Genomic DNA, 18,680 nt, shown 5'->3' with positions numbered 1-18,680 from the left:
ATTTGAATAAATACGGAACCTTAGCTGTTTTAAAAGGATGTGAATGTAATGTATATATTTTTTTCATTTTTTACAGGAATATTAATTGTTGTAAGCATGATGTTAAATGGAGAATTATCTAAACGCATAGAAATGATAAATAGTATCTTTATAAATTATTTAACAGCTGCAATCTCTTCTCTTCTTTTATGCTTTTTTATGGTAGATTCTATACCTAGCTATTCTTCCATATCAAATATTCCCTTAATTTATTTTTTGGGAGGAGCTCTAGGCGTTTTAACAACTTATTTATTTAATGTTATAGTTCATAAAGTATCAACAGTATATACCGTTATACTTCGTTTTATAGGTCAAATGCTTACAAGTGCAATTATACACTATTGGTATTTAAATATTTTTTCTATGGGGAAGGTAATAGGATGTATTCTATTCTTGGTAGGTATTATACTTAATGCAAAATCTAATGAAAACTATAAACAAAATCAACTCAATTTGCCTAATAAAAGAGAGAGTGTAATTACTTAAAATTAGACTCTCTTATCTAGTTCTTAACTGGAATAACTCTTGCAAATTTCTACTCAACCTCCTTTATGATGGTAACTTCTATAATTGCAAATATGTTGCATGCCATAATATAATAACTGAACATTATTAGCCTTATGAGAATGACAACAGCACTTCCAATTATATGGATAATAGGAAGTGCAACTTACTGTAATGTGCTTGCTTATGATATGGTTCACCGTAACAGGTATAACGTAGACTTCTTATTGTTATAAGATTTAGCAGGGAATACTGCCTCTTATCTATTTTTATTAAATACAGAATTGCTCTAATAATTTATTAGTTTCCTCTGATATTTTCATGTTAATCGCAACTTCCTTTCCTGCCTCTTCTAAATTATGCATATACTGAGTAATAATTGGTTGTAATTCTTCTGTTTCACTACTCAAAAGCTTTCCTTGTGTCGCATAAATCTCTCCAACTAGCTCTGTACGCATCTTAGATACAACCCTGTTAATCCAAAGTGATACTACTTGGAATTCAGACCTATCTGAAAATCCACAGCTGGATATCATAACTATCTTAGGGGATTGCGGCTCTATTGGCTTTATATGTCCACTTTCCTCTTTTACATCTTTTCTTGAATGAGGATTACCTGTCATTGTCATTCTATCCATGAATACCTTCAGCATACCTGAAATGTTTTCAAAATATACTGGTGTAGCTAATACAATAATATTTGCTCCACCAACAGCACTCAAAACCTCCATCATGTCATCTTTAATTACACATTGTCCTGGACTTTTGAACCAGCATGAATGACAACCTCTGCAGTGTTTGATATCTTTTTCTGCTAAAAATATATTTACAGTTTCTGCCCCTGCTTCTTCTACCCCCTTGAGAAATGCACTAACCATTATATTTGTATTACCTGACTTGCCTTTTGAACTACCATTAATTACAGCAATTTTCATTATTCTATTTCCTCACCTTCATTTTTTATGCTTTTTCTATATTTATTTATATAACTTTAGGTTCTCTCCTTGACTTTCAATCCACATATTTAAAAGTTCCTTTAAATCATCAACCTTTTCCTTATCTGTAGAGCCTTCATTAGGTTTAAGTTTTTCTACAACTTTGAATTCAAAGGCATTTTCTCCGTAAGCAGCCCAATCCTCTTGTAATTTTTTAATTTTAGTCCTACCCAAATTTAATTGAAACTTAATTGATTCAAAAGGCTTATATAAATTTGTACATATATCTACATAAGAATATCCGTTACCCGCATTATATATTTGAATTATACCCATCTCTATTTCCTGCTGCTTATAGTTTTTTATAATTTCCCTTTTATTCACATTCATCACAACACTTTCCTCGCAATTCTTATAATATTTGCTTCCATCATTGGTTCTGCTCAAGTATCCATAGTCTACCAGATACCGTCGTATTATTGCATCGTCTTCATAAATAGTTTTAATGATTTTCTTTACTTCAGCTTCCGTATATTCTCTATCAGACTCAAACAAATCAGCAAACCTTGGTAATAACGCTTTTCTCTTCTCTTCTTTAACAGGGAAAGCACGTAGCTTAGGATTTGTTATTTTAGGCATCTTTTCCTCAGCTAATTCCATAACCGCCAAAAATGCCCGTGCTTGTCTTGCCCCTTCTCGCAATGCAAATTCCATATTTCTTACTGTGGATTCTGCACATGCAAGCTTCATCGCTATTTCTTTATCACTATATTTATTAGATACCCTATCTAAAAACTCTTTTTGAATTTCAGTCAACTCTGTGTATTTCTTGTCCAGCATCAGCAGCCTCTCAATAGGATTTTCATGGTTTGTAGTGTGAATATTTACACTATCTTCATTTTCACCAATATATTCTCCACATACCAAACAAATAAATTCTGCTTTTTTACCATCCCTTACATAACCTCTTTTAAAATCTTCTATAGTTGTATTACGAATAAACTCATCCATACCTTTCTATTGTCTATTAATTTCATAGACATGATAACATTCTTTCTTTATCTTTGTCAACTACACCTTTATAGTAAATAAAATAAAAGAAGAACCCCCATCATCTGAGGATTCTCCTTCTTTATTATTTATGAAATATTTCTGTGCCTTTTCATCAAAATGTAACTCTATGCTATCTATATCTTTCTTGTTTTTTATAGTTATCTTATTTATAATCAATTGTAGCAAAGTTTTTTTATCTTCTGGGGCAGTAATTTCTAGTAGCTTATGGAAGTTACTCATAGCGTTATATAAAGTAGTCATAACCCTATATCTATTAACATCTTTATTGCGTTCTAACCAATATTTAAAAATCTTATTTTTACTAATTATTTCTGCTCCATTGTCAGTAACATGCTCATCAGTTGCTTTTAAAATTCCCTTTACTATAAGCATCTAAAGCCTCGTTATAATTTCCATTTCTACGTGCTGTATACCTAAAAAGAGTGTCAAGATAGCTATACAGCTGCGCTAGGCTTTTATCTTCTATACAATCTAATACCAATCACATACCTTTTTGTCCTTTCTTTCTATCACTTACTTTTAAAGAACTCTGGTATAATAATCAAAATACTTTCATGTAAGTTAAATTTAATATAATAAACTAATTTACCTATTAATAACTCCTCTAATATCATCCAACTTCTGTTGACTTTCCTTGTATCTATTGTATAGGTAACATACTAACTCATCAATTTCTTTTATTAATTCATCTTGTTCTTTTTTGGGCAGCGACGTGAGTTTGTAGAGTCTATTGGTAATCATTCTTTTAGTCCCTAAAGAACTTTTTTCGCCCGCTGCATACACTTCAATATAAATGTCCCAATAATCATACTGCGGAAAGTCTTCTTCCCATATTTTTGATATTTGCTTTCCCTCCCTTGCAAGTTGAACTATCCTTTCAGAATCTCTCTTATCCATCTTAATAATACCTCCATAAATTTTGAAAAATTTATATCACATATAATTAATTAACCCAAAATGTTCTTTTAACTAAATATTTTCGTTTTATTCAACTTCCCATTATAGACATAATGTCTTATACGCCGTTTCCATTAATTTCATTATTCTACAAATTAGCTTAAATTCCTTTATTTTTAATTTCATTACTATAAAACACTTATCAGAAAAACAATCTTTACTAATGTACTTAAGACTCCCCACAACAAAGGCAACCTATAAACTTATACTTCATAGTGACTTGTATTGCTAGTATACGAGCTCCTCCTTGAAAAAAATAAAATATGCTACAGAGAACAAACCCTGTAGCAATTTCAAATTAAATCCCATCTTGTCTATTTAATTTACATAAAACTATTAACGTCCTCTAAAACACCTCTGTTTTTGTATCCATAAAACCAAAGTTGCTTAAATAATTAAACTTCTGCTATTATGGAGACTTTATGCAGTGATTGAGATATTATTATTTATTAACAAGTAGCTCCACCAACTAAATGAAGTTTTGCCTGTAATATTTCATCTTTTCTTTCTAGTATTTCATTTGATAATAATTCAGCTTCTATATTTTCAAATCCAATTCTTTCAATTGTGTCAGAAAGGCGCTCACCGGTTCTTCCTTTTTCTCTGTATAATAAAAGTGTTTTTTCTATAATACTTAATGCTTCTTCCTTATCCGTAAAAATTTTATTTAATGCTTTTCCTTTTGCTGTGAGTTTACCCCAACGACCTCCTATATAAATTTTATAACCTATGGTGCCATCTTCCATTACATCAAAATGACACTTTCCAATACAGCGTCCGCAATTGTTACATATATCCTTATCTATATTCAATATACTGTCTGCTATTTTGGCAGCTTTCATAGGGCAAGCTTCTGCTACATAACACTTTTTACATCCATTACAGCTGTCTTCATCAAAATTAGGTATTCTTTGTCCTATAATTCCTAAATCATTTAAGTCCGGCTTTACACAGTTATTTGGGCATCCTCCTACTGCAATTTTAAATTTATGAGGTAATTTTACATCTGAATATCCCTTATAAAATCTTTCATGAATTTCCTCTGATAGAGCATAAGTGTCAATGAGACCATATTGGCAAGTTGTTCCTTTGCAGCTTACTATTGGACGAACCTTAGAGCCTGTACCACCAGTAACCAGACCTTCTTTTGCAATATAATTTCTAAAATCCTCAATTTTATCATAAGGAATTCCTTGACATTCAATTGTAAGACGTGTAGTCATAGTAACAATACCGTTACCATATAATTGAGCTGCTTCTGCTATACATTTTATTTGATCAGAAGTGATTTTACCATTTACCGTAATTACCCTTCCTGAAAAATTATCTGTGCCTTTGTTGCTTAAAAAGCCAAGAGCTTTTACTCTTTTTTCATTTTCTGCACTAATTGTTAATGTAGCCATAATATTTGCTTCCCCCTTATACAATATTGTTTTTCTCTTTAAACTGTAAGCTTTTACTGTTTTATTTCATTTTAAATTTATTTATTCAATAGAATTCAAGGTTAAGCCGCCTTCAAGAACCAATGTATTGGTATATCCATAAAATTTTAATCGGTTCTGCAACAGGTACCCACGTTTACCTTTCGCACATACAAGCAGTAGCTTATCATCCTTATTAAGACCTTCCACCTCTCCCTTTACTTTCGTTAGATCAAGGTATTCTGCTGATTGGATTGTAGGTTGAAGAGAAACATCTATAATTTTATAATCAGAAGCTTCCCCTCTTTTATAAGCAGTAGGTGTAATTGTTGTAAACTCGCCCTTTATTTTATTTAACAAAATATTTACTGTGTTCGTAAAAGGATGAATTGCCGTTGAAAAAGGTGGTGCATAGGCCATATCCATATTCTCTAAGTTCTCTAAGGTAGCATTTAAAGTAAGTGCTGTTACTGCAATATCAACTATTTTATCAACTGCACCTTTACCAAGCACTTGTATACCTAAAAACTTATGAGTAGCCTTATCTGCAACCATTTTTATAATGAAGAATGAAGAGCCTGGGTAGTAGTGAGCTTTATCATCTACCACAGCTATAACGCTTATGGGATCATAGCCATGCTTTATTGCATCTACTTCTGATAGTCCTGTTTTTCCAACATTAAGTTCCGGCAATTTTGCTACACCTGTACCAAGAACACCTGGGTAAGATATGTTTTTATTGTTTATATTCTTAGCTACTATACGACCTTCCATGTTTGCAGAGGAACCCATTGGTGACCATGCTGGCAATTTGCTTATCCTATTTGTTACACAGGCACAATCTCCAACAGCAAAGATATCCTTTACATTTGTTTGGAGATGTTCGTCTACCTTAATTGTTCCATTTGGCATCAATTCAATATGGGAATCCTTTAAAAAATCAGTATTTGGTTTAATGCCAATAGAGAGAATAACTATATCTGCTTTTATTTTTTGTTTATCAGTTCGAATCCTTTCGACTTTTCCTTCTCCTATAATGGCTTCCAGTTTTGTGCCGGTAAAAGTCATAATTCCTCTGTCAGCTAGATGGTTTTCTACATACTCTGCAATTTCAGGATCAAATCCTGGTAAAATGTGCTCTGCTGCATCAATAACCGATACTTTTACCTTTTGATTGGCAAGGTTTTCAGCAACTTCTAGACCAATAAATCCGCCGCCTACTACAACTGCACGCTTTATATCGCCAGCTTCTAATGATTCTTTTATACCAATGGCATCATCTGGTGTACGCAATACAAATACACCCTTTAAATCTATTCCTTCAAAGGGAGGTTTTATTGGCTTTGCACCTGTTGCCAGAATAAGTTTATCATATGAATAGCTGGAAACTTCTTTTGTATTTAAATTTACGGCTTCTACTATTTTTTTGCTACTATGAATTGCAATTACTTCTGTTTCTGTTAAAACATTGACACCTGTAAGCATAGAAAATTTCTCTGGTGTATTTACAATTAATTCTTCTCGATCCTTAATAACATTTCCAATATAATAAGGAAGTCCACATCCGGCATAAGAAATATCTTTACTCATTGTTAAGATAGTAACTTCATCTTGTCTATTTTCCCGTTTTAGCTTTGCTGCTGCTTTCGTTCCAGCAGCTACTCCACCTATAACTAATATTTTCATAATATAACATCTTCCTTCATCTATATTTATAATTCTATCTGTATAGTAGTACTACTTGTCTTTATCATACCACTTGTTATTAAATAATAAAAATGGTATTATTTTATAATAATGATAGGTAAAACCTACTAAGTTTTAGGTATTATAAAGATAATAAAATAAATTTATAAAGAAAGGTTTATAATCAATATGACAATTCGCCATTTAAAAATCTTTATAGCTGTAGTAGAAACAGGTAAAATGAGTACAGCTGCAGATCTATATTATATTTCACAACCAACCGTTAGCCAGGCAATTAGGGAATTAGAAGATCACTATGGTGTGTTATTGTTTGAAAGAATTTGTAAAAAGCTATATATTACAGATGCAGGAAGAAACTTATTTACCTATGCTAAAATGGTAGTAAATCAGTTTGATGAACTAGAAGATAACATGTTAAAGGGGTTTTCAGAAAAACTCCGCATTGGTGCTACCATAACTGTAGGGGCTTGTATTATGCCTGAGCTTATAAATGAATATAAAAAAATAGCACCTCAAGTGGAAACTTTCGCTTACATTAATAACACCAAGTCTATAGAAGAAAAGTTGCTCAAATCCGAATTAGATATTGGCATTGTAGAAGGTAAAATTAAAAATCAAGATTTAGTCGTCACTCCAGTGATAAATGATTATCTTGTGATTGTATGCAGCAAGAATCACAGACTTTCAGGGTGCGGAAATGTTTCTATTAAAGATTTAGAAAAGGAACCTTTTGTAATGCGTGAAGAAGGAAGCGGTACTAGGGAACTTTTTGAGAATTATATTTCTAAGTGTGGAGCAAATATAAAGATTAAATGGGAAGTGAACTGTCCAGATATGATGAAGAAAGTAGTGATTGCAAACAACTGCCTTACAGCTATATCTGCAAGATTAGTTGAGGAAGAAGCAAAAAAAGGTTTGCTTTATGTGATAAAAAGTAATGATCAAGCCTTAGATAGGTCTTTTAGTGTAGTATACTACAAAAATAAATTTGTTAATGACAACATGAAGAACCTGATGCACATATTAGAGAAATATAAGGACAAGCATATTTTAAGTGGAATATCCACTGGAAGCTTAGTGGATATTTAATATTTTTGATCACAAGGACTTTTTTTATAATTTTTTAACATGTCTATAAATACTAGCGCCCCCTTTGATGGAGTGATTCCCTTTTGTAAAATATACGAAAAGGGACGGATATATTGCTGAGGAGTTTTTAAAATAGAAAGTTCTTTATTTATTAATGCAGTTTCAGTAACAAGGGAAGATATAAATGTAATTCCTAAGTTATTTTTAACTGCTTCTTTTACAGAATAATTGCTTCCAAATACAATGACATTTTTTGCATTAATATTATTAGTAGATAAAAAAAGTTCTAAATATTCCCTTGTTCCAGAACCAATCTCCCTGCTAATCCAGGTTTGATTTCCTAACTCTTCAACTGAAAATTTTCTATTAACTAAATAATGATTATAAGGAACAGCAACTACCATTTTATCTTTGTAGAAATTATTAGTTACAAAATTAGAAGATGGAACAGTACCTTCAACTAGTGCCAAATCAACTTGAAAATTTTTTACCTTCTCACAAATATTATGGGTGTTTTCAATTGCAATTTCTAGTTCTAAATCCGGATAGGCTTTAGTAAATTGACCTAAAAAGTGTGGCAAAAAATACTCTCCTATAGTAAAACTAGCTCCTATACGCAGTCTGCCCTTCACAATATTTCCATAATCCAACAAGTCATCCTTTGTGTCCTCTAATAGCTTAATAATTTGTTTTGAACGTTCATAAAGTAAGTTTCCTGATTCGGTTATATGTATGTTTTTTTGCTTAATTGAACGTTGTATTAGTGTTGCATTAAAATACTCTTCAAGATGTTTAATATGTAAACTTACACTAGGTTGAGATAAATTAATAGCCTCAGCTGCTTTAGTAAAATTTTTATATTCCACAACTGATATAAATGTCTTAAGTTCCTCTATCATAAAGTTTTATCCTTTCTGATAACCATTAAATATTTTAATGGTTATCATGATATATATATATTTTACTTATGGTTATATATCTATTATACTCAAACATGTAAGAAAAATCACTTCATATGAAGAGTAAAATTTGGAAGGATGATATAAATGCAATTAAATTCATTTGCATCTAATAAAAATGCTTTTAAAAAGGCAGATAAAGTTATTAAGATTTTACCGGGACTTATCATATGTGTAATTATTGCTTGGATAGGAAAGCTTATAGGAAATTATGTGCCTAGCATAGGCGGTGCATCTATGGCAATATTTATAGGTATGGCATTTGGAAATACATTAGGAAACAAAAAAATATATTCAGCAGGAGCTAAATTTGCTGAAAGTGATTTGTTATCTTATTCTATAGTTTTACTTGGTGGCACATTAAGTGCTCAAACTCTTCTTAAACTAGGATTTTCAGGAGTTGCTTTCATAGCATTACAAATGGTTATAACAATTACTTTTGCAATACTTATAGGAAAAAAACTTGGCTTTTCAGAAAACTTCCGTTTTTTAATGGCAAGCGGTAATGCGGTATGTGGTTCTTCTGCTATAGCAGCTACTGCTCCTGTTATAGACGCAGATGATAATGAAAAAGGCATAGCTATAACAATAGTAAATGTTACTGGAACAGTTTTAATGCTGCTACTGCCATTTATCGCTGCAGTAGTATTTTCTACTGAAACAATAAAAACTTCTGCTTTAATAGGAGGTATACTTCAGTCTGTAGGTCAAGTTGTTGCAAGTGGTAGTTTAGTAAATGAACAGGTTAAAGACTTGTCTACTATATTTAAGATAGTTCGTATAATATTCTTGATTTTTGTTGTATTAAGCTTTGGTACAATGAAGAAAAAATCTTCTACAACAGGTTGTAAAAATTCTAATTCAAAGGTAAAGGTACCTTGGTATGTAATAGGTTTCTTTATGATGTGTTCCTTATTTACAATGGGTGTGTTTTCCCTAGAGCTTTCTAAAATATTTAAATTGATAAGCAACAACTTTGAAATAATTGCCCTTGCAGGTATAGGAATGAGAGTAAATTTTAGAGAGCTTATAAAGCAAGGGGCTAAAGCTTCAATATATGCATTAGGGATTGCTACAGTTCAGATCCTATCGGCTATTGTGCTAATAACTGTTCTTCTATAAATTATTCTTTTTACAGGAATCTTGTACCCAACAATCCCAAGACAGAAATAGGACAACAAGTCTTTCTCTTGCAAAATTATCAGAGAGACCTATTACTGATACTGAGTGGTGAAAACTATAAAAGTATTTTAAAAATTAATGCTTAAAATACTTTTATAGTTGTTTTATATGGTATTCCACTTAAAAATTTAGCATTTTCATCTAAAATTCTTAATCCATATCCCGATTCTTTTTCAGCAGAATAGAAAACATTTACACCATCGATTTGAGTAAAGTTTCTCATTTCCACTTCATTAAACTTCGCATATTTACCTTGGAGTCCAGATTTGTAATCCCCTTTATTAACTTTTCCTGAAAGAATATCAAAACTCTTAATCTCTTTCCATTTGTTATTTATTTCTTGATAAACCTTACCTATGCGATCCAAAGAACTTACTAATATGTAATAATCCGTATCTGATTTAAATTCTGCCCTTCCATCAGCCTTTACCTTATCATCTTTATATAGTTTATCTGCTAAATTTGTATCTATCTTACCACTTATAGGTAAACTATTTTCTTTTTGAAATTGTTTTACTGCTGATATAGTATCATAACTGTTTAAATTTCCATCTAACTTTAGTTTATAACCTAAAGCAATAAGTTTTTTTTGAATATCTAAAGATATTGGACTAAATCCATTATTATCATCCACAGAATCATAATAGTTATTATTAATATAACCTAGTAAGGCTTTAGCTGTTTTAGGCCCAAAGACTCCATCTGTACTTATGCCTAACTTTTTCTGTACACTCTTAACAGCATCTTCTGTGCGCTTTCCATATATCCCATCTTCAGGAAGTTTAACCGCAAAATATGAATTTAAAACCCCCTGTATGTTTTTAACAATATCCCCTTTTGTATTTAACTTAATAGTTACTTTAGAATAATCATTATAATTATATATAGTTGTTTTAGATACTTTAGTAGTTTTTGCTTGCTGTGAATCCACAGTTTGTTTTGCTGAAGTTACTGAAGATTCTACGTTTTTTCCGGTGTCCACAGATACTTGGCTAGATTTACTATCATCATTTAATGAAGCCTTATTATGAGTATAATCTAGTAATGCTTTGGCTGTCTTAGGTCCAAAGATTCCATCGGCATTTATGCCTAACCTTTTCTGTACACTCTTAACAGCATCTTCTGTGCGCTTTCCATATATCCCATCTGTAGAAAGTTTAGCTCCAAAATATGAATTTAAAGTCTCTTGAATATTTTTAACAGCAACCCCTTTTTCATTTAACTTAATATTTGCTTTAGAGTAGTCATTATAATTATATGTAGCTGATTTAGGTACTTTAGTAGTTTGTCCCTGCTGTGCTTCTACAGCTTTTTTTTCTAAAGTTATTTCAGATTCTGTATTTTTTTCCACACCTGCAGGCACTGAAGTAACTTTACTATTATTATTGGATGAAGTATTATTAACATAATCTAGTAAAGCTTTAGCTGTCCTAGGTCCAAAGACTCCATCAGCATTTATACCTAACTTTTTTTGTACACTCTTAACGGCATCTTCTGTATACTTTCCATACACCCCATCTTCAGAAAGTCCAGCTCCAAAATATAAATTTAAAACCCCCTGTACGTTTTTAACAATATCACCTTTTGTATTTAACTTAATGGTTACTTTAGAATAATCACTATAATTATATATATCTAGTTTAGGTATTTTACTATCTATTACTTGCTGTGCATGTGCAGTTTTACTTCCTAAAGCTACTCCAGTTACTATGGATGCTGCTATTAATAACTTTTTTGTGCTCTTCATAAGTTGCTCCTCCTTAAAACAAATTGTCAATAATATATTTTCCCTTCGACAATTTTTAATATTTTCCGCTGCTTTTATTATAGCCCTGTCCACTGTTAGTTTTGCAGACTGCAAAAGTCACATCCCATAAGTAAAAAAGTCACAAAAAATAGGGACTAAAGTCCCTTAAGATTGATGCAGATAAATAACATAAAAGCTTGACTTATACTAGGGATATATTCACTATCCTTTGTTACGGCAAATATATTCCGACCTGTAAGTCAAGCCTATTAATCGCTTATCTATATTTATTTATGTAATATTCCTCAATATTATTTTGTAGTGCGAGGATTGTCGCTTGAACTCTATCATTTACATTTATCTTTTTAAAAAGGTTTGTAGCATAGTTTTTAACTGTTTTTTCAGAAATATACAGCTGTTGTCCAATTTCCTTGTTGCTAAGTCCTTTGGAGATTTCAATAAGCACTTCAACTTCTCTTTTGGAGAGGTTATCTAAAACACTTAGTGTTTTCTCTTCCTTAATTTTTATATGTGAAAAAAGAATGGACACTAATGATTTATCAATATATTTTTCACCATTATATACTAATCGAATTGCATTTACAATCTCTGTTCCTGCAGAATCCTTAAGCATATAGCCATCTGCTCCAATTTCTATTGCTGTATTAATAGTCTTTCTGTCATTTTCAACAGTTAGCATTATAACTTTAGTATTAATTCCCTGATCCCTTATACTTTCAAGAGCCTGGATACCATTCATAATAGGCATATTGCAATCTAAGAGAACAACATCTATCTGATGCTCCGTTAAAAGCTTCAGAGCCTCTTCTCCATTTTTTGCATCAAAGGCAACAACCATATCATCTTCAAAGCTTATAATTCTCCTTACCCCCTGCCTTACTATGTCATGATCATCAGCAATTAATATTCTTATCATCACGTTTTTCATCCTTTATCACCTCTCGATTAATGGGAAGCTTAACAATATAAGCGGTACCTGCTCCCTCTGCAGATCTAATTTCAACCTTCCCTTGAAGCTGATTCACTCTATCTAAAATGCTAATAAGTCCATAGGAAGATCCCTGTGTTTTTACTGTCTTTAAAGTTTCCTCTACATCAAATCCAACACCATCATCGGTTATAATTAGTATTAGATATTTTGTCCCATAATCTAGCCTTACTTCTACATGCTTTGCCTTAGAGTGCTTTCTAATATTGTTGAATATCTCTTGAACAATTCTATATACTGCAATCTGAATAATGTGTTCTATTTCTGTATTAATAGGCTTTAGGTCTAATTTTACATCAATATCTAATTCTTGAGAAATTGCATTTACAATTTGGTAAATAGTTTCACTTAACCCCAAATCATCTAAAGACATTGGTCTTAAGTCAAATATAATACTTCTTACTTCCCTTAAAGCTACCTTAGCACTTTCCTTTAAATCTGCCAATTCCTTAAGCCCTTCTTGCAAATCTCTTTGAATGACCATATTGCAAATATCAACTTTCATAATTACATTGGCCATATGCTGAGCAGGCCCGTCATGAACATCCCTTGCAATTCTCTTTCTTTCATTTTCTTGAGCCTCTAAAACCTTTATACCAATAAACATTTCCGAATTTTTATCTGCTCCTTCTAGAACGGAAAAAATATCTCCTTCCAAACAACCAATAGCTATACTTATTTGATTAATCACGTTTTCCCCGTTCTTAACATTCATAATTGTATCTTTAAGGGCTCTTTCCAAACTATCTCTTCGTTCTCTTAATGATTTTTCTGCATTTTGTTTTGTAAGAAATTTAACTCTTATATTTGATGCCTCTTCGTAAGCCTCCTTAATATCATTTTCAGTAAATTTTAAAAAATTTGCAGAGACCTCAGCCAGTCTTCTTCTACAAGCCCTATCTTGTTTTTCTAGTTCATCAACCTCATCAATAACCTTAGTAACTTCACTTCTAACTTGGTCCAATTCAAACATTAAGTTGTCTTGATTCCTTCTTATGTTGTCCACAATATCAAGTATTTGTCCTCTGCTTGAATTTACCTTTTCTATTATATTCTTAATTATTTTATTGATTTCATTAACAGCCAAGTCCATATTGCCAATCATGCCTCCATCTCAATGAAAAATAAAGCTCAAACTAAAAAATTTTAGATAAAAATCACTGGATTTATACTATATGAAGTATTCTCAATTCCATTATTCAATGTTACTTCTATAACAAAAATTAGCATATTCATACCTTACCTACAAATAAATACTTGTTGACACTGGAAAGAATTTAATAATGAAAAAAGAATATCTTTTGGTTAAATAAATTTTCATGAGAAATCTACAAAAGTAGGTTCTGCATATTTTACCAATAATTATAATAAAGCATTTTTTAACAAATTAACAGACATAATTTCTGGAAATGTATTAAATAAAGCCAAAAAAACTATAATTTTGACTTTATAATACAATATTTTAATACTAAATCATATTTATATTCAATATTATTTTTTCACCACATAACCTAGTCTCTTAGCTAGTTGCTGATATGAAATGATTGAACTTAGTCGAAAAAAGTGTTATGCTATCAATGTTAAACTCAATAGAGTATCTTTACTGCATAAAAATCAAGTATAAAATTGCAAATGATAAGAGAATATATTAAGAGCTTATTTTTATAAGCTCTTTTTTAGTGATAAAGAGAGGTAATAATATGATAAAAGTTGATAACTTGTCCTACTCATTTCCGCAAAAGGACCTATTTCATAACATTTCATTTACATTAGAGGATGGTCAGCATTGTGCCTTTATAGGAACAAATGGCAGTGGAAAAAGTACACTTATAGATATAATTATGGATCCAGAAAAATATATGTTTGATGGAAAGCTGGAGATAGACCCAAATTGTAGAATTGGGTATGTAAGTCAATTCTTACAACTAGACAAAACAAAAGACACTACGGTTTTTCAATATATAAGTCAAGAATTTATTAGACTTCAAAATGAAATAACATCTATTTGTGCTGAAATGGAAACATCCACAGATATTGATTCTTTACTAGAAAAGTACCAGCAAGCTTTAGATGCATTTGATGCAATTAACGGGAATGATTTCGAAAACAGCATTAATAAAAACCTAAATCTTGCAAACTTAATGAAGTGTAAAGATCTAATGATATCTGAGCTTAGTGGTGGAGAATTTAAGCTTATTCAAGTAATTAAGGAAATGCTAAATCGTCCAGACTTAATAATTATGGATGAACCGGATGTGTTTTTAGACTTTGAAAACCTTAATTCTCTTAAAAACTTAATTAATTCACACAAAGGAACAATGTTAATTATTACCCACAATAGATATCTATTGAATCATTGTTTTAACAAAATTCTGCACCTTGAGAACATGGAGCTCCAAGAGTTTGATGGAAGCTATATTGATTATAACTTCACATTACTTCAAACTAAAATTGAGTTACAGGAACTAGCAATTGCTGATAATGAAGAACTTGAGAGAAACGAGAAGTTAATAAAAAAACTAAGAATTATTGCAACTGAAAATTCTGAATCTGCTAAAGGTAGGTCTCTAAATGCTAGAGTTAAAATTCAAGAAAGATTAGAAAAGCGTAGAATTAAAGCGCCATTTATAAATATTAAACAGCCTAATATTAGGTTTTTTACAAATAATAAATTGGAAGAAACCACTGTTTTAAAAGTTAATGATTACAGTGTTGCCTTTGATGATATGCTTCTAGAAAATGTTAACTTTGAGATTAAATCTACTGACAAAGTAGCCCTTATCGGTTCAAATGGTACTGGTAAAACGACTTTACTACGAGAAATCTTTGAAAACAATCATGATTCTATTGAGATAAATGAACAGGTTAAAATGGCTTATTTATCTCAACTTCAAGGTAAAACACTAAATGAGTCCAATACGATACTTGAAGAGTTTTTAGATGCTGGTTTTAAAACCTATGAGGAGATTAGAGCATATATTTCAAACTATGGCTTTGAAGAAGAAGCCATTAATCAAAAGATAGGGTCTTTATCTGGTGGGGAAAAAAATATGCTTCAATTGGCTAAAGTTTCTGCTAGCAAAGCAAACCTGTTGCTTCTTGATGAACCCACAAGTCATTTAGACACCTATTCACAAATGGCACTGGAAAAAGCCATAGAAAACTATAACGGTGCAATTTTAATGATTTCTCATGATTTCTATACTGTAGTAAACTGTATGGATTTTGTTTTAATCATTGAAGATAAGACAGTTAGAAAAATGAGTATACGAAAATTTAGAAAGATGATTTATGCTAGTCATTTTGACAAAGACTATTTAGAAATTGAACAAAAGAAAAAATTAGTTGAAACAAAAATAGAATTGGCTTTAAAAAATACTGATTTTACCCTTGCAAAAGCTTTATCTGAAGAGTTAGAAAAACTGATTAAATTACTCTAAATTTAGTAAGTAGCAAGAGGAGCCTTTCGCTCCCCTCTAGCACCTGGGAGATTTAGGCAGCTTCCAAATTATGACCACCGATAACCGGTGGTATTCACTAAACAATAAGAAAACCCTCGACTAGTTAATTCAAGGGTTTTCTATTGTATCAATATTATAGTTTATGTATGGTGGAGGCGAACCGTATCGTATGAAATGTACAAAATCTATTGAAGATTATAGACATAACTAAATTTGTGGGAGTTTAATTACTCCCACTCTATTTTTAAATATTATCTTACCTTAATACCTGGTTGTTATTGAAGCTTTAATATTTATTTTATTCATATTATTTAGGATTATTACGCTGTTTAAACCTTAATAGAATCATGATTTTAATTCATTAAGTTATCTATTATAAATTCGTCTTAATTGTTCATGCTTATTTAAGCATAGCATCATAGATATCATAGTTTCAATGCCTTTTCGTTCCTCATCATCTATTGCTTGGCTCTTTATAAACATAAAAACATCTTCAACATGTTCATCTTCTAAAATACTATTAAAATCTATTTCTAATACATTTAATAACTTATGAAGCTCACTAATAGAAGGAACTGTTTTGCCTAATTCAATTCTACATATTACTTGCTTATTAATTCCTGTTAATTTACCTAACTGAACTTGCGTCATATCTTTTTCTTTTCTTTTTTGCTTCATAGCTAGTGATAATCTAACTAAATCTATTTTTCTCATAATAGTTACCCTTAACCATTTCTGTTTATTAACATATATATCATACTAATAACTGTATATTAATCTTTATTTTCATACTTAATTTCTAAACTAAAACTCCCATTCCAAATCTAAAATATCATCATCATCAGCTACTCTTAACAACGTAAATACTCTATTAAGATTATTTTGGAACATTGATTCCTCTACTATTTTACAACATATATTATCATTTTGAAACCAAATGCTACTATCAATAACATCTTTTATTTCAGCACTAGTATTATAGGAAGTCAATAATTTATGTGCAGAAGATTTTGTAATACATCCATCCTTTATTTTTTTATTAAAAGTCTTTGACTTCATTTGAATATATTTATTTCCATTAGCGTAATAAATTAATACAACTGCTTCGTTATCTGTATATTCCAAAATTCTTCTTGCCATTACTACCAAAGATACATCATACTTTTCAGCTAAGGACTTTATTAATGATAAGGTTACTTTCTTTCTCTTTATATCCTCTAGTAAATTGCTTTTGGGAACTAATAATTCAGATGCAAAATCATTTGCTTCACATTCTATGGTATCTTCAGACTTAAAATCCACTATCTCATCACATTGTTGTAGGTTTTCATGCCACGGTATTATATAATGCCCAATCTCATGAGCAATAGTAAACCTTTCTCTTGGTCTATATATATTTCTACAGTTATCTATTATTATATTTCTTTTACCAGATGATACCATCAACAATGCCTCAACTGAACCTAGTGGTTCATAATTAACCTTTATATCTAATTTTTCGCATATTTTATTTAAATCTATTGGTGGAGTTAGATTAAATGATGAAACAATATCCTGAGCATATTGCTCAGGATAGTTGTATATATATTTACTCATTTTATTTATATTTTTCAATAGCTTCTGCAACTCTAGAATCTATTTCACCTTTTTTATTTCTTGCTGCTATATCATATGATCCGTTAATATATGCATCAATATCTTTTCTATTAAATCTCCACTCTCTACCAAACTTTACAGCCTTTATTCTACCATCTTTTATCATATTGTATATAGTTTGATTACTAACTCTTAATAAGTCAGCAACCTCTGTCAAATTTAAAACATCTGGCTTGCTTTCAACCTCTGTATCCACTAAGCTTCTACTAAGCTTCTGAAGCATATTAGCATCCTTACTGTCTAAAACCATCTCTCCACATTCCGGACATACATATGCACTTACACCATTTACAGTCAGCTTATAATCGCCCCATCCAGTATTGATTGAAGTGATTTTTTCTTCCATATCATGATCACAAATATAACATTTCATACTCATGGTTTATGCATCTCCCTTCTCTTTAAAACATTACCTACACATTCCCACACTTCATCTTTTGTTCTACAAACTGTAACTATAACAGGTCTTTCTCTATCTGCAACTACAGTATAAACTTCAGGCTTTTCTTTATTTCCTTCTTGAAATAAGACTTTAAAATCATTTATTTCTTTTCCTATTTGAACTTCAATACTTTTGCCCTCAGTTATACATTCAATAACCTTCTCTTCAGGAATCCTCCGTTCTGCCATTCTATTATGTGCATGCGTACTGACTACATAATAACCTTCACTTACCTTCTGTCTTATGTTTTTTTCAGCCATTACACTTCTAAGCTTTGCTAACTCATCTATCATAAATTATTACCTCTTCTATATATAATATACACCTTAAAGTGATTTTGTACAATAAATTGTTATAAAATATTATAAATTAATATAAAACAATCATAACGTTATTCTCTTAATCAAACGCTTGTACATTTTAATTAATGTATAGTAATAAATTATTAATCGCACCATCTTAAACCAAGTGATTAAAAATTTATATAATTATCACATA

18 protein-coding genes are annotated in these 18,680 nt (G+C 30.8%); 4 read left to right on the top strand and 14 right to left on the bottom strand.

Translation table 11 applies throughout. The annotated features are described in order from the left end of the window. Positions 1–48: 48 nt before the first annotated feature. Positions 49–525: a DMT family transporter gene (locus N4T77_RS00790; protein WP_261669806.1), complete on the top strand. Its 477-nt coding sequence runs from the start codon at positions 49–51 to the stop codon at positions 523–525. 290 nt (positions 526–815) lie between these two features. Here N4T77_RS00790 and N4T77_RS00785 read toward each other — a convergent pair whose 3' ends face one another. The 6 genes from N4T77_RS00785 to N4T77_RS00760 form a co-directional block, all read right to left on the bottom strand. Continuing rightward, a complete protein-coding gene (locus N4T77_RS00785) occupies positions 816–1,478 on the bottom strand; it encodes a flavodoxin family protein (RefSeq protein WP_261669805.1) in 663 nt (220 codons plus the stop codon). A 42-nt stretch (positions 1,479–1,520) separates the two neighbouring features. Then, positions 1,521–2,489: a DUF2087 domain-containing protein gene (locus N4T77_RS00780; protein WP_261669803.1), complete on the bottom strand. Its 969-nt coding sequence runs from the start codon at positions 2,487–2,489 to the stop codon at positions 1,521–1,523. A gap of 60 nt (positions 2,490–2,549) precedes the next feature. Continuing rightward, positions 2,550–2,924 (bottom strand): hypothetical protein, encoded by a 375-nt coding sequence (locus N4T77_RS00775; protein ID WP_261669802.1) that lies wholly within the window; start codon positions 2,922–2,924, stop codon positions 2,550–2,552. A 213-nt stretch (positions 2,925–3,137) separates the two neighbouring features. Continuing rightward, positions 3,138–3,449 (bottom strand): hypothetical protein, encoded by a 312-nt coding sequence (locus tag N4T77_RS00770; protein WP_261669801.1) that lies wholly within the window; start codon positions 3,447–3,449, stop codon positions 3,138–3,140. Positions 3,450–3,958: 509 nt separating this feature from the next. Next, positions 3,959–4,912: a (4Fe-4S)-binding protein gene (locus N4T77_RS00765; protein ID WP_261669800.1), complete on the bottom strand. Its 954-nt coding sequence runs from the start codon at positions 4,910–4,912 to the stop codon at positions 3,959–3,961. Between the two features lie 81 nt (positions 4,913–4,993). Continuing rightward, entirely contained in the window at positions 4,994–6,616 is a 1,623-nt protein-coding gene (locus tag N4T77_RS00760) for an FAD-dependent oxidoreductase (protein ID WP_261669799.1), read from the bottom strand. A 189-nt stretch (positions 6,617–6,805) separates the two neighbouring features. Between N4T77_RS00760 and N4T77_RS00755 the strand changes: the two genes are divergently transcribed. Then, positions 6,806–7,726: a LysR family transcriptional regulator gene (locus tag N4T77_RS00755; RefSeq protein WP_261669798.1), complete on the top strand. Its 921-nt coding sequence runs from the start codon at positions 6,806–6,808 to the stop codon at positions 7,724–7,726. Here the strand turns inward: N4T77_RS00755 and N4T77_RS00750 are convergent. After that, positions 7,723–8,625 (bottom strand): LysR substrate-binding domain-containing protein, encoded by a 903-nt coding sequence (locus N4T77_RS00750; RefSeq protein WP_261669797.1) that lies wholly within the window; start codon positions 8,623–8,625, stop codon positions 7,723–7,725. The two genes, N4T77_RS00755 and N4T77_RS00750, sit on opposite strands and share 4 nt — an antisense overlap. A 147-nt stretch (positions 8,626–8,772) precedes the next feature. On the opposite strand from N4T77_RS00750, the gene N4T77_RS00745 reads away from it, so the two are divergent. Continuing rightward, positions 8,773–9,807 carry a YeiH family protein gene (locus tag N4T77_RS00745; protein WP_261669796.1) on the top strand — a complete coding sequence of 345 codons (1,035 nt, stop codon included), beginning with the start codon at positions 8,773–8,775 and terminating at the stop codon, positions 9,805–9,807. A gap of 142 nt (positions 9,808–9,949) precedes the next feature. Here the strand turns inward: N4T77_RS00745 and N4T77_RS00740 are convergent, their stop codons facing one another. From N4T77_RS00740 to N4T77_RS00730, 3 genes are all read right to left on the bottom strand, one after another. Further along, positions 9,950–11,614 carry a peptidoglycan-binding protein gene (locus tag N4T77_RS00740; RefSeq protein WP_261669795.1) on the bottom strand — a complete coding sequence of 555 codons (1,665 nt, stop codon included), beginning with the start codon at positions 11,612–11,614 and terminating at the stop codon, positions 9,950–9,952. A gap of 277 nt (positions 11,615–11,891) precedes the next feature. Next, entirely contained in the window at positions 11,892–12,563 is a 672-nt protein-coding gene (locus N4T77_RS00735) for a response regulator transcription factor (protein WP_261669794.1), read from the bottom strand. Beyond that, positions 12,529–13,728, bottom strand: a complete 1,200-nt coding sequence (locus N4T77_RS00730) for a sensor histidine kinase (RefSeq protein ID WP_261669793.1) — start codon at positions 13,726–13,728, stop codon at positions 12,529–12,531. The genes N4T77_RS00735 and N4T77_RS00730 overlap by 35 nt, the downstream gene beginning before the upstream one ends. Positions 13,729–14,323: 595 nt before the next feature. Between N4T77_RS00730 and N4T77_RS00725 the strand changes: the two genes are divergently transcribed. Continuing rightward, positions 14,324–16,063 (top strand): ABC-F family ATP-binding cassette domain-containing protein, encoded by a 1,740-nt coding sequence (locus tag N4T77_RS00725; protein WP_261669792.1) that lies wholly within the window; start codon positions 14,324–14,326, stop codon positions 16,061–16,063. Between the two features lie 387 nt (positions 16,064–16,450). On the opposite strand, the gene N4T77_RS00720 is transcribed toward N4T77_RS00725, so the two are convergent. From N4T77_RS00720 to N4T77_RS00705, 4 genes are all read right to left on the bottom strand, one after another. After that, a complete protein-coding gene (locus tag N4T77_RS00720) occupies positions 16,451–16,798 on the bottom strand; it encodes a helix-turn-helix transcriptional regulator (RefSeq protein WP_261669791.1) in 348 nt (115 codons plus the stop codon). A 90-nt stretch (positions 16,799–16,888) separates the two neighbouring features. Beyond that, complete coding sequence (locus N4T77_RS00715) at positions 16,889–17,680, bottom strand: ImmA/IrrE family metallo-endopeptidase (protein WP_261669790.1); 792 nt, start codon at positions 17,678–17,680, stop codon at positions 16,889–16,891. 1 nt (position 17,681) lies between these two features. After that, the gene (locus N4T77_RS00710; protein ID WP_261669789.1) at positions 17,682–18,119 is read right to left on the bottom strand and encodes a helix-turn-helix domain-containing protein; all 438 of its coding nucleotides are present in this window, start codon (positions 18,117–18,119) and stop codon (positions 17,682–17,684) included. Continuing rightward, complete coding sequence (locus N4T77_RS00705) at positions 18,116–18,475, bottom strand: DUF4258 domain-containing protein (RefSeq protein WP_261669788.1); 360 nt, start codon at positions 18,473–18,475, stop codon at positions 18,116–18,118. Before N4T77_RS00705 ends, N4T77_RS00710 begins: the two co-directional genes overlap by 4 nt. Positions 18,476–18,680: the final 205 nt, after the last annotated feature.

Origin of the sequence: Clostridium sp. CX1 (assembly GCF_025398335.1) — a bacterium.
Classification (GTDB): Bacteria; Bacillota; Clostridia; order Clostridiales; family Clostridiaceae; genus Clostridium_AM; species Clostridium_AM tanneri.
Note: the sequence above shows the minus strand (reverse complement) of the source record. Positions and strands in the feature narration are given on the sequence as shown.

What these genes read in the sequence shown, in the direction of transcription:
- N4T77_RS00750 (WP_261669797.1), bottom strand. Translation starts at nt 8,625, where the DNA reads ATGATAGAGGAACTTAAGACATTTATATCAGTTGTGGAATATAAAAAT.
- N4T77_RS00760 (WP_261669799.1), bottom strand. Translation starts at nt 6,616, where the DNA reads ATGAAAATATTAGTTATAGGTGGAGTAGCTGCTGGAACGAAAGCAGCA.
- N4T77_RS00735 (WP_261669794.1), bottom strand. Translation starts at nt 12,563, where the DNA reads ATGAAAAACGTGATGATAAGAATATTAATTGCTGATGATCATGACATA.
- N4T77_RS00720 (WP_261669791.1), bottom strand. Translation starts at nt 16,798, where the DNA reads ATGAGAAAAATAGATTTAGTTAGATTATCACTAGCTATGAAGCAAAAA.
- N4T77_RS00730 (WP_261669793.1), bottom strand. Translation starts at nt 13,728, where the DNA reads ATGATTGGCAATATGGACTTGGCTGTTAATGAAATCAATAAAATAATT.
- N4T77_RS00790 (WP_261669806.1), top strand. Translation starts at nt 49, where the DNA reads ATGTATATATTTTTTTCATTTTTTACAGGAATATTAATTGTTGTAAGC.
- N4T77_RS00725 (WP_261669792.1), top strand. Translation starts at nt 14,324, where the DNA reads ATGATAAAAGTTGATAACTTGTCCTACTCATTTCCGCAAAAGGACCTA.
- N4T77_RS00755 (WP_261669798.1), top strand. Translation starts at nt 6,806, where the DNA reads ATGACAATTCGCCATTTAAAAATCTTTATAGCTGTAGTAGAAACAGGT.
- N4T77_RS00775 (WP_261669802.1), bottom strand. Translation starts at nt 2,924, where the DNA reads ATGCTTATAGTAAAGGGAATTTTAAAAGCAACTGATGAGCATGTTACT.
- N4T77_RS00745 (WP_261669796.1), top strand. Translation starts at nt 8,773, where the DNA reads ATGCAATTAAATTCATTTGCATCTAATAAAAATGCTTTTAAAAAGGCA.
- N4T77_RS00715 (WP_261669790.1), bottom strand. Translation starts at nt 17,680, where the DNA reads ATGAGTAAATATATATACAACTATCCTGAGCAATATGCTCAGGATATT.
- N4T77_RS00765 (WP_261669800.1), bottom strand. Translation starts at nt 4,912, where the DNA reads ATGGCTACATTAACAATTAGTGCAGAAAATGAAAAAAGAGTAAAAGCT.
- N4T77_RS00710 (WP_261669789.1), bottom strand. Translation starts at nt 18,119, where the DNA reads ATGAGTATGAAATGTTATATTTGTGATCATGATATGGAAGAAAAAATC.
- N4T77_RS00705 (WP_261669788.1), bottom strand. Translation starts at nt 18,475, where the DNA reads ATGATAGATGAGTTAGCAAAGCTTAGAAGTGTAATGGCTGAAAAAAAC.
- N4T77_RS00740 (WP_261669795.1), bottom strand. Translation starts at nt 11,614, where the DNA reads ATGAAGAGCACAAAAAAGTTATTAATAGCAGCATCCATAGTAACTGGA.
- N4T77_RS00770 (WP_261669801.1), bottom strand. Translation starts at nt 3,449, where the DNA reads ATGGATAAGAGAGATTCTGAAAGGATAGTTCAACTTGCAAGGGAGGGA.
- N4T77_RS00785 (WP_261669805.1), bottom strand. Translation starts at nt 1,478, where the DNA reads ATGAAAATTGCTGTAATTAATGGTAGTTCAAAAGGCAAGTCAGGTAAT.
- N4T77_RS00780 (WP_261669803.1), bottom strand. Translation starts at nt 2,489, where the DNA reads ATGGATGAGTTTATTCGTAATACAACTATAGAAGATTTTAAAAGAGGT.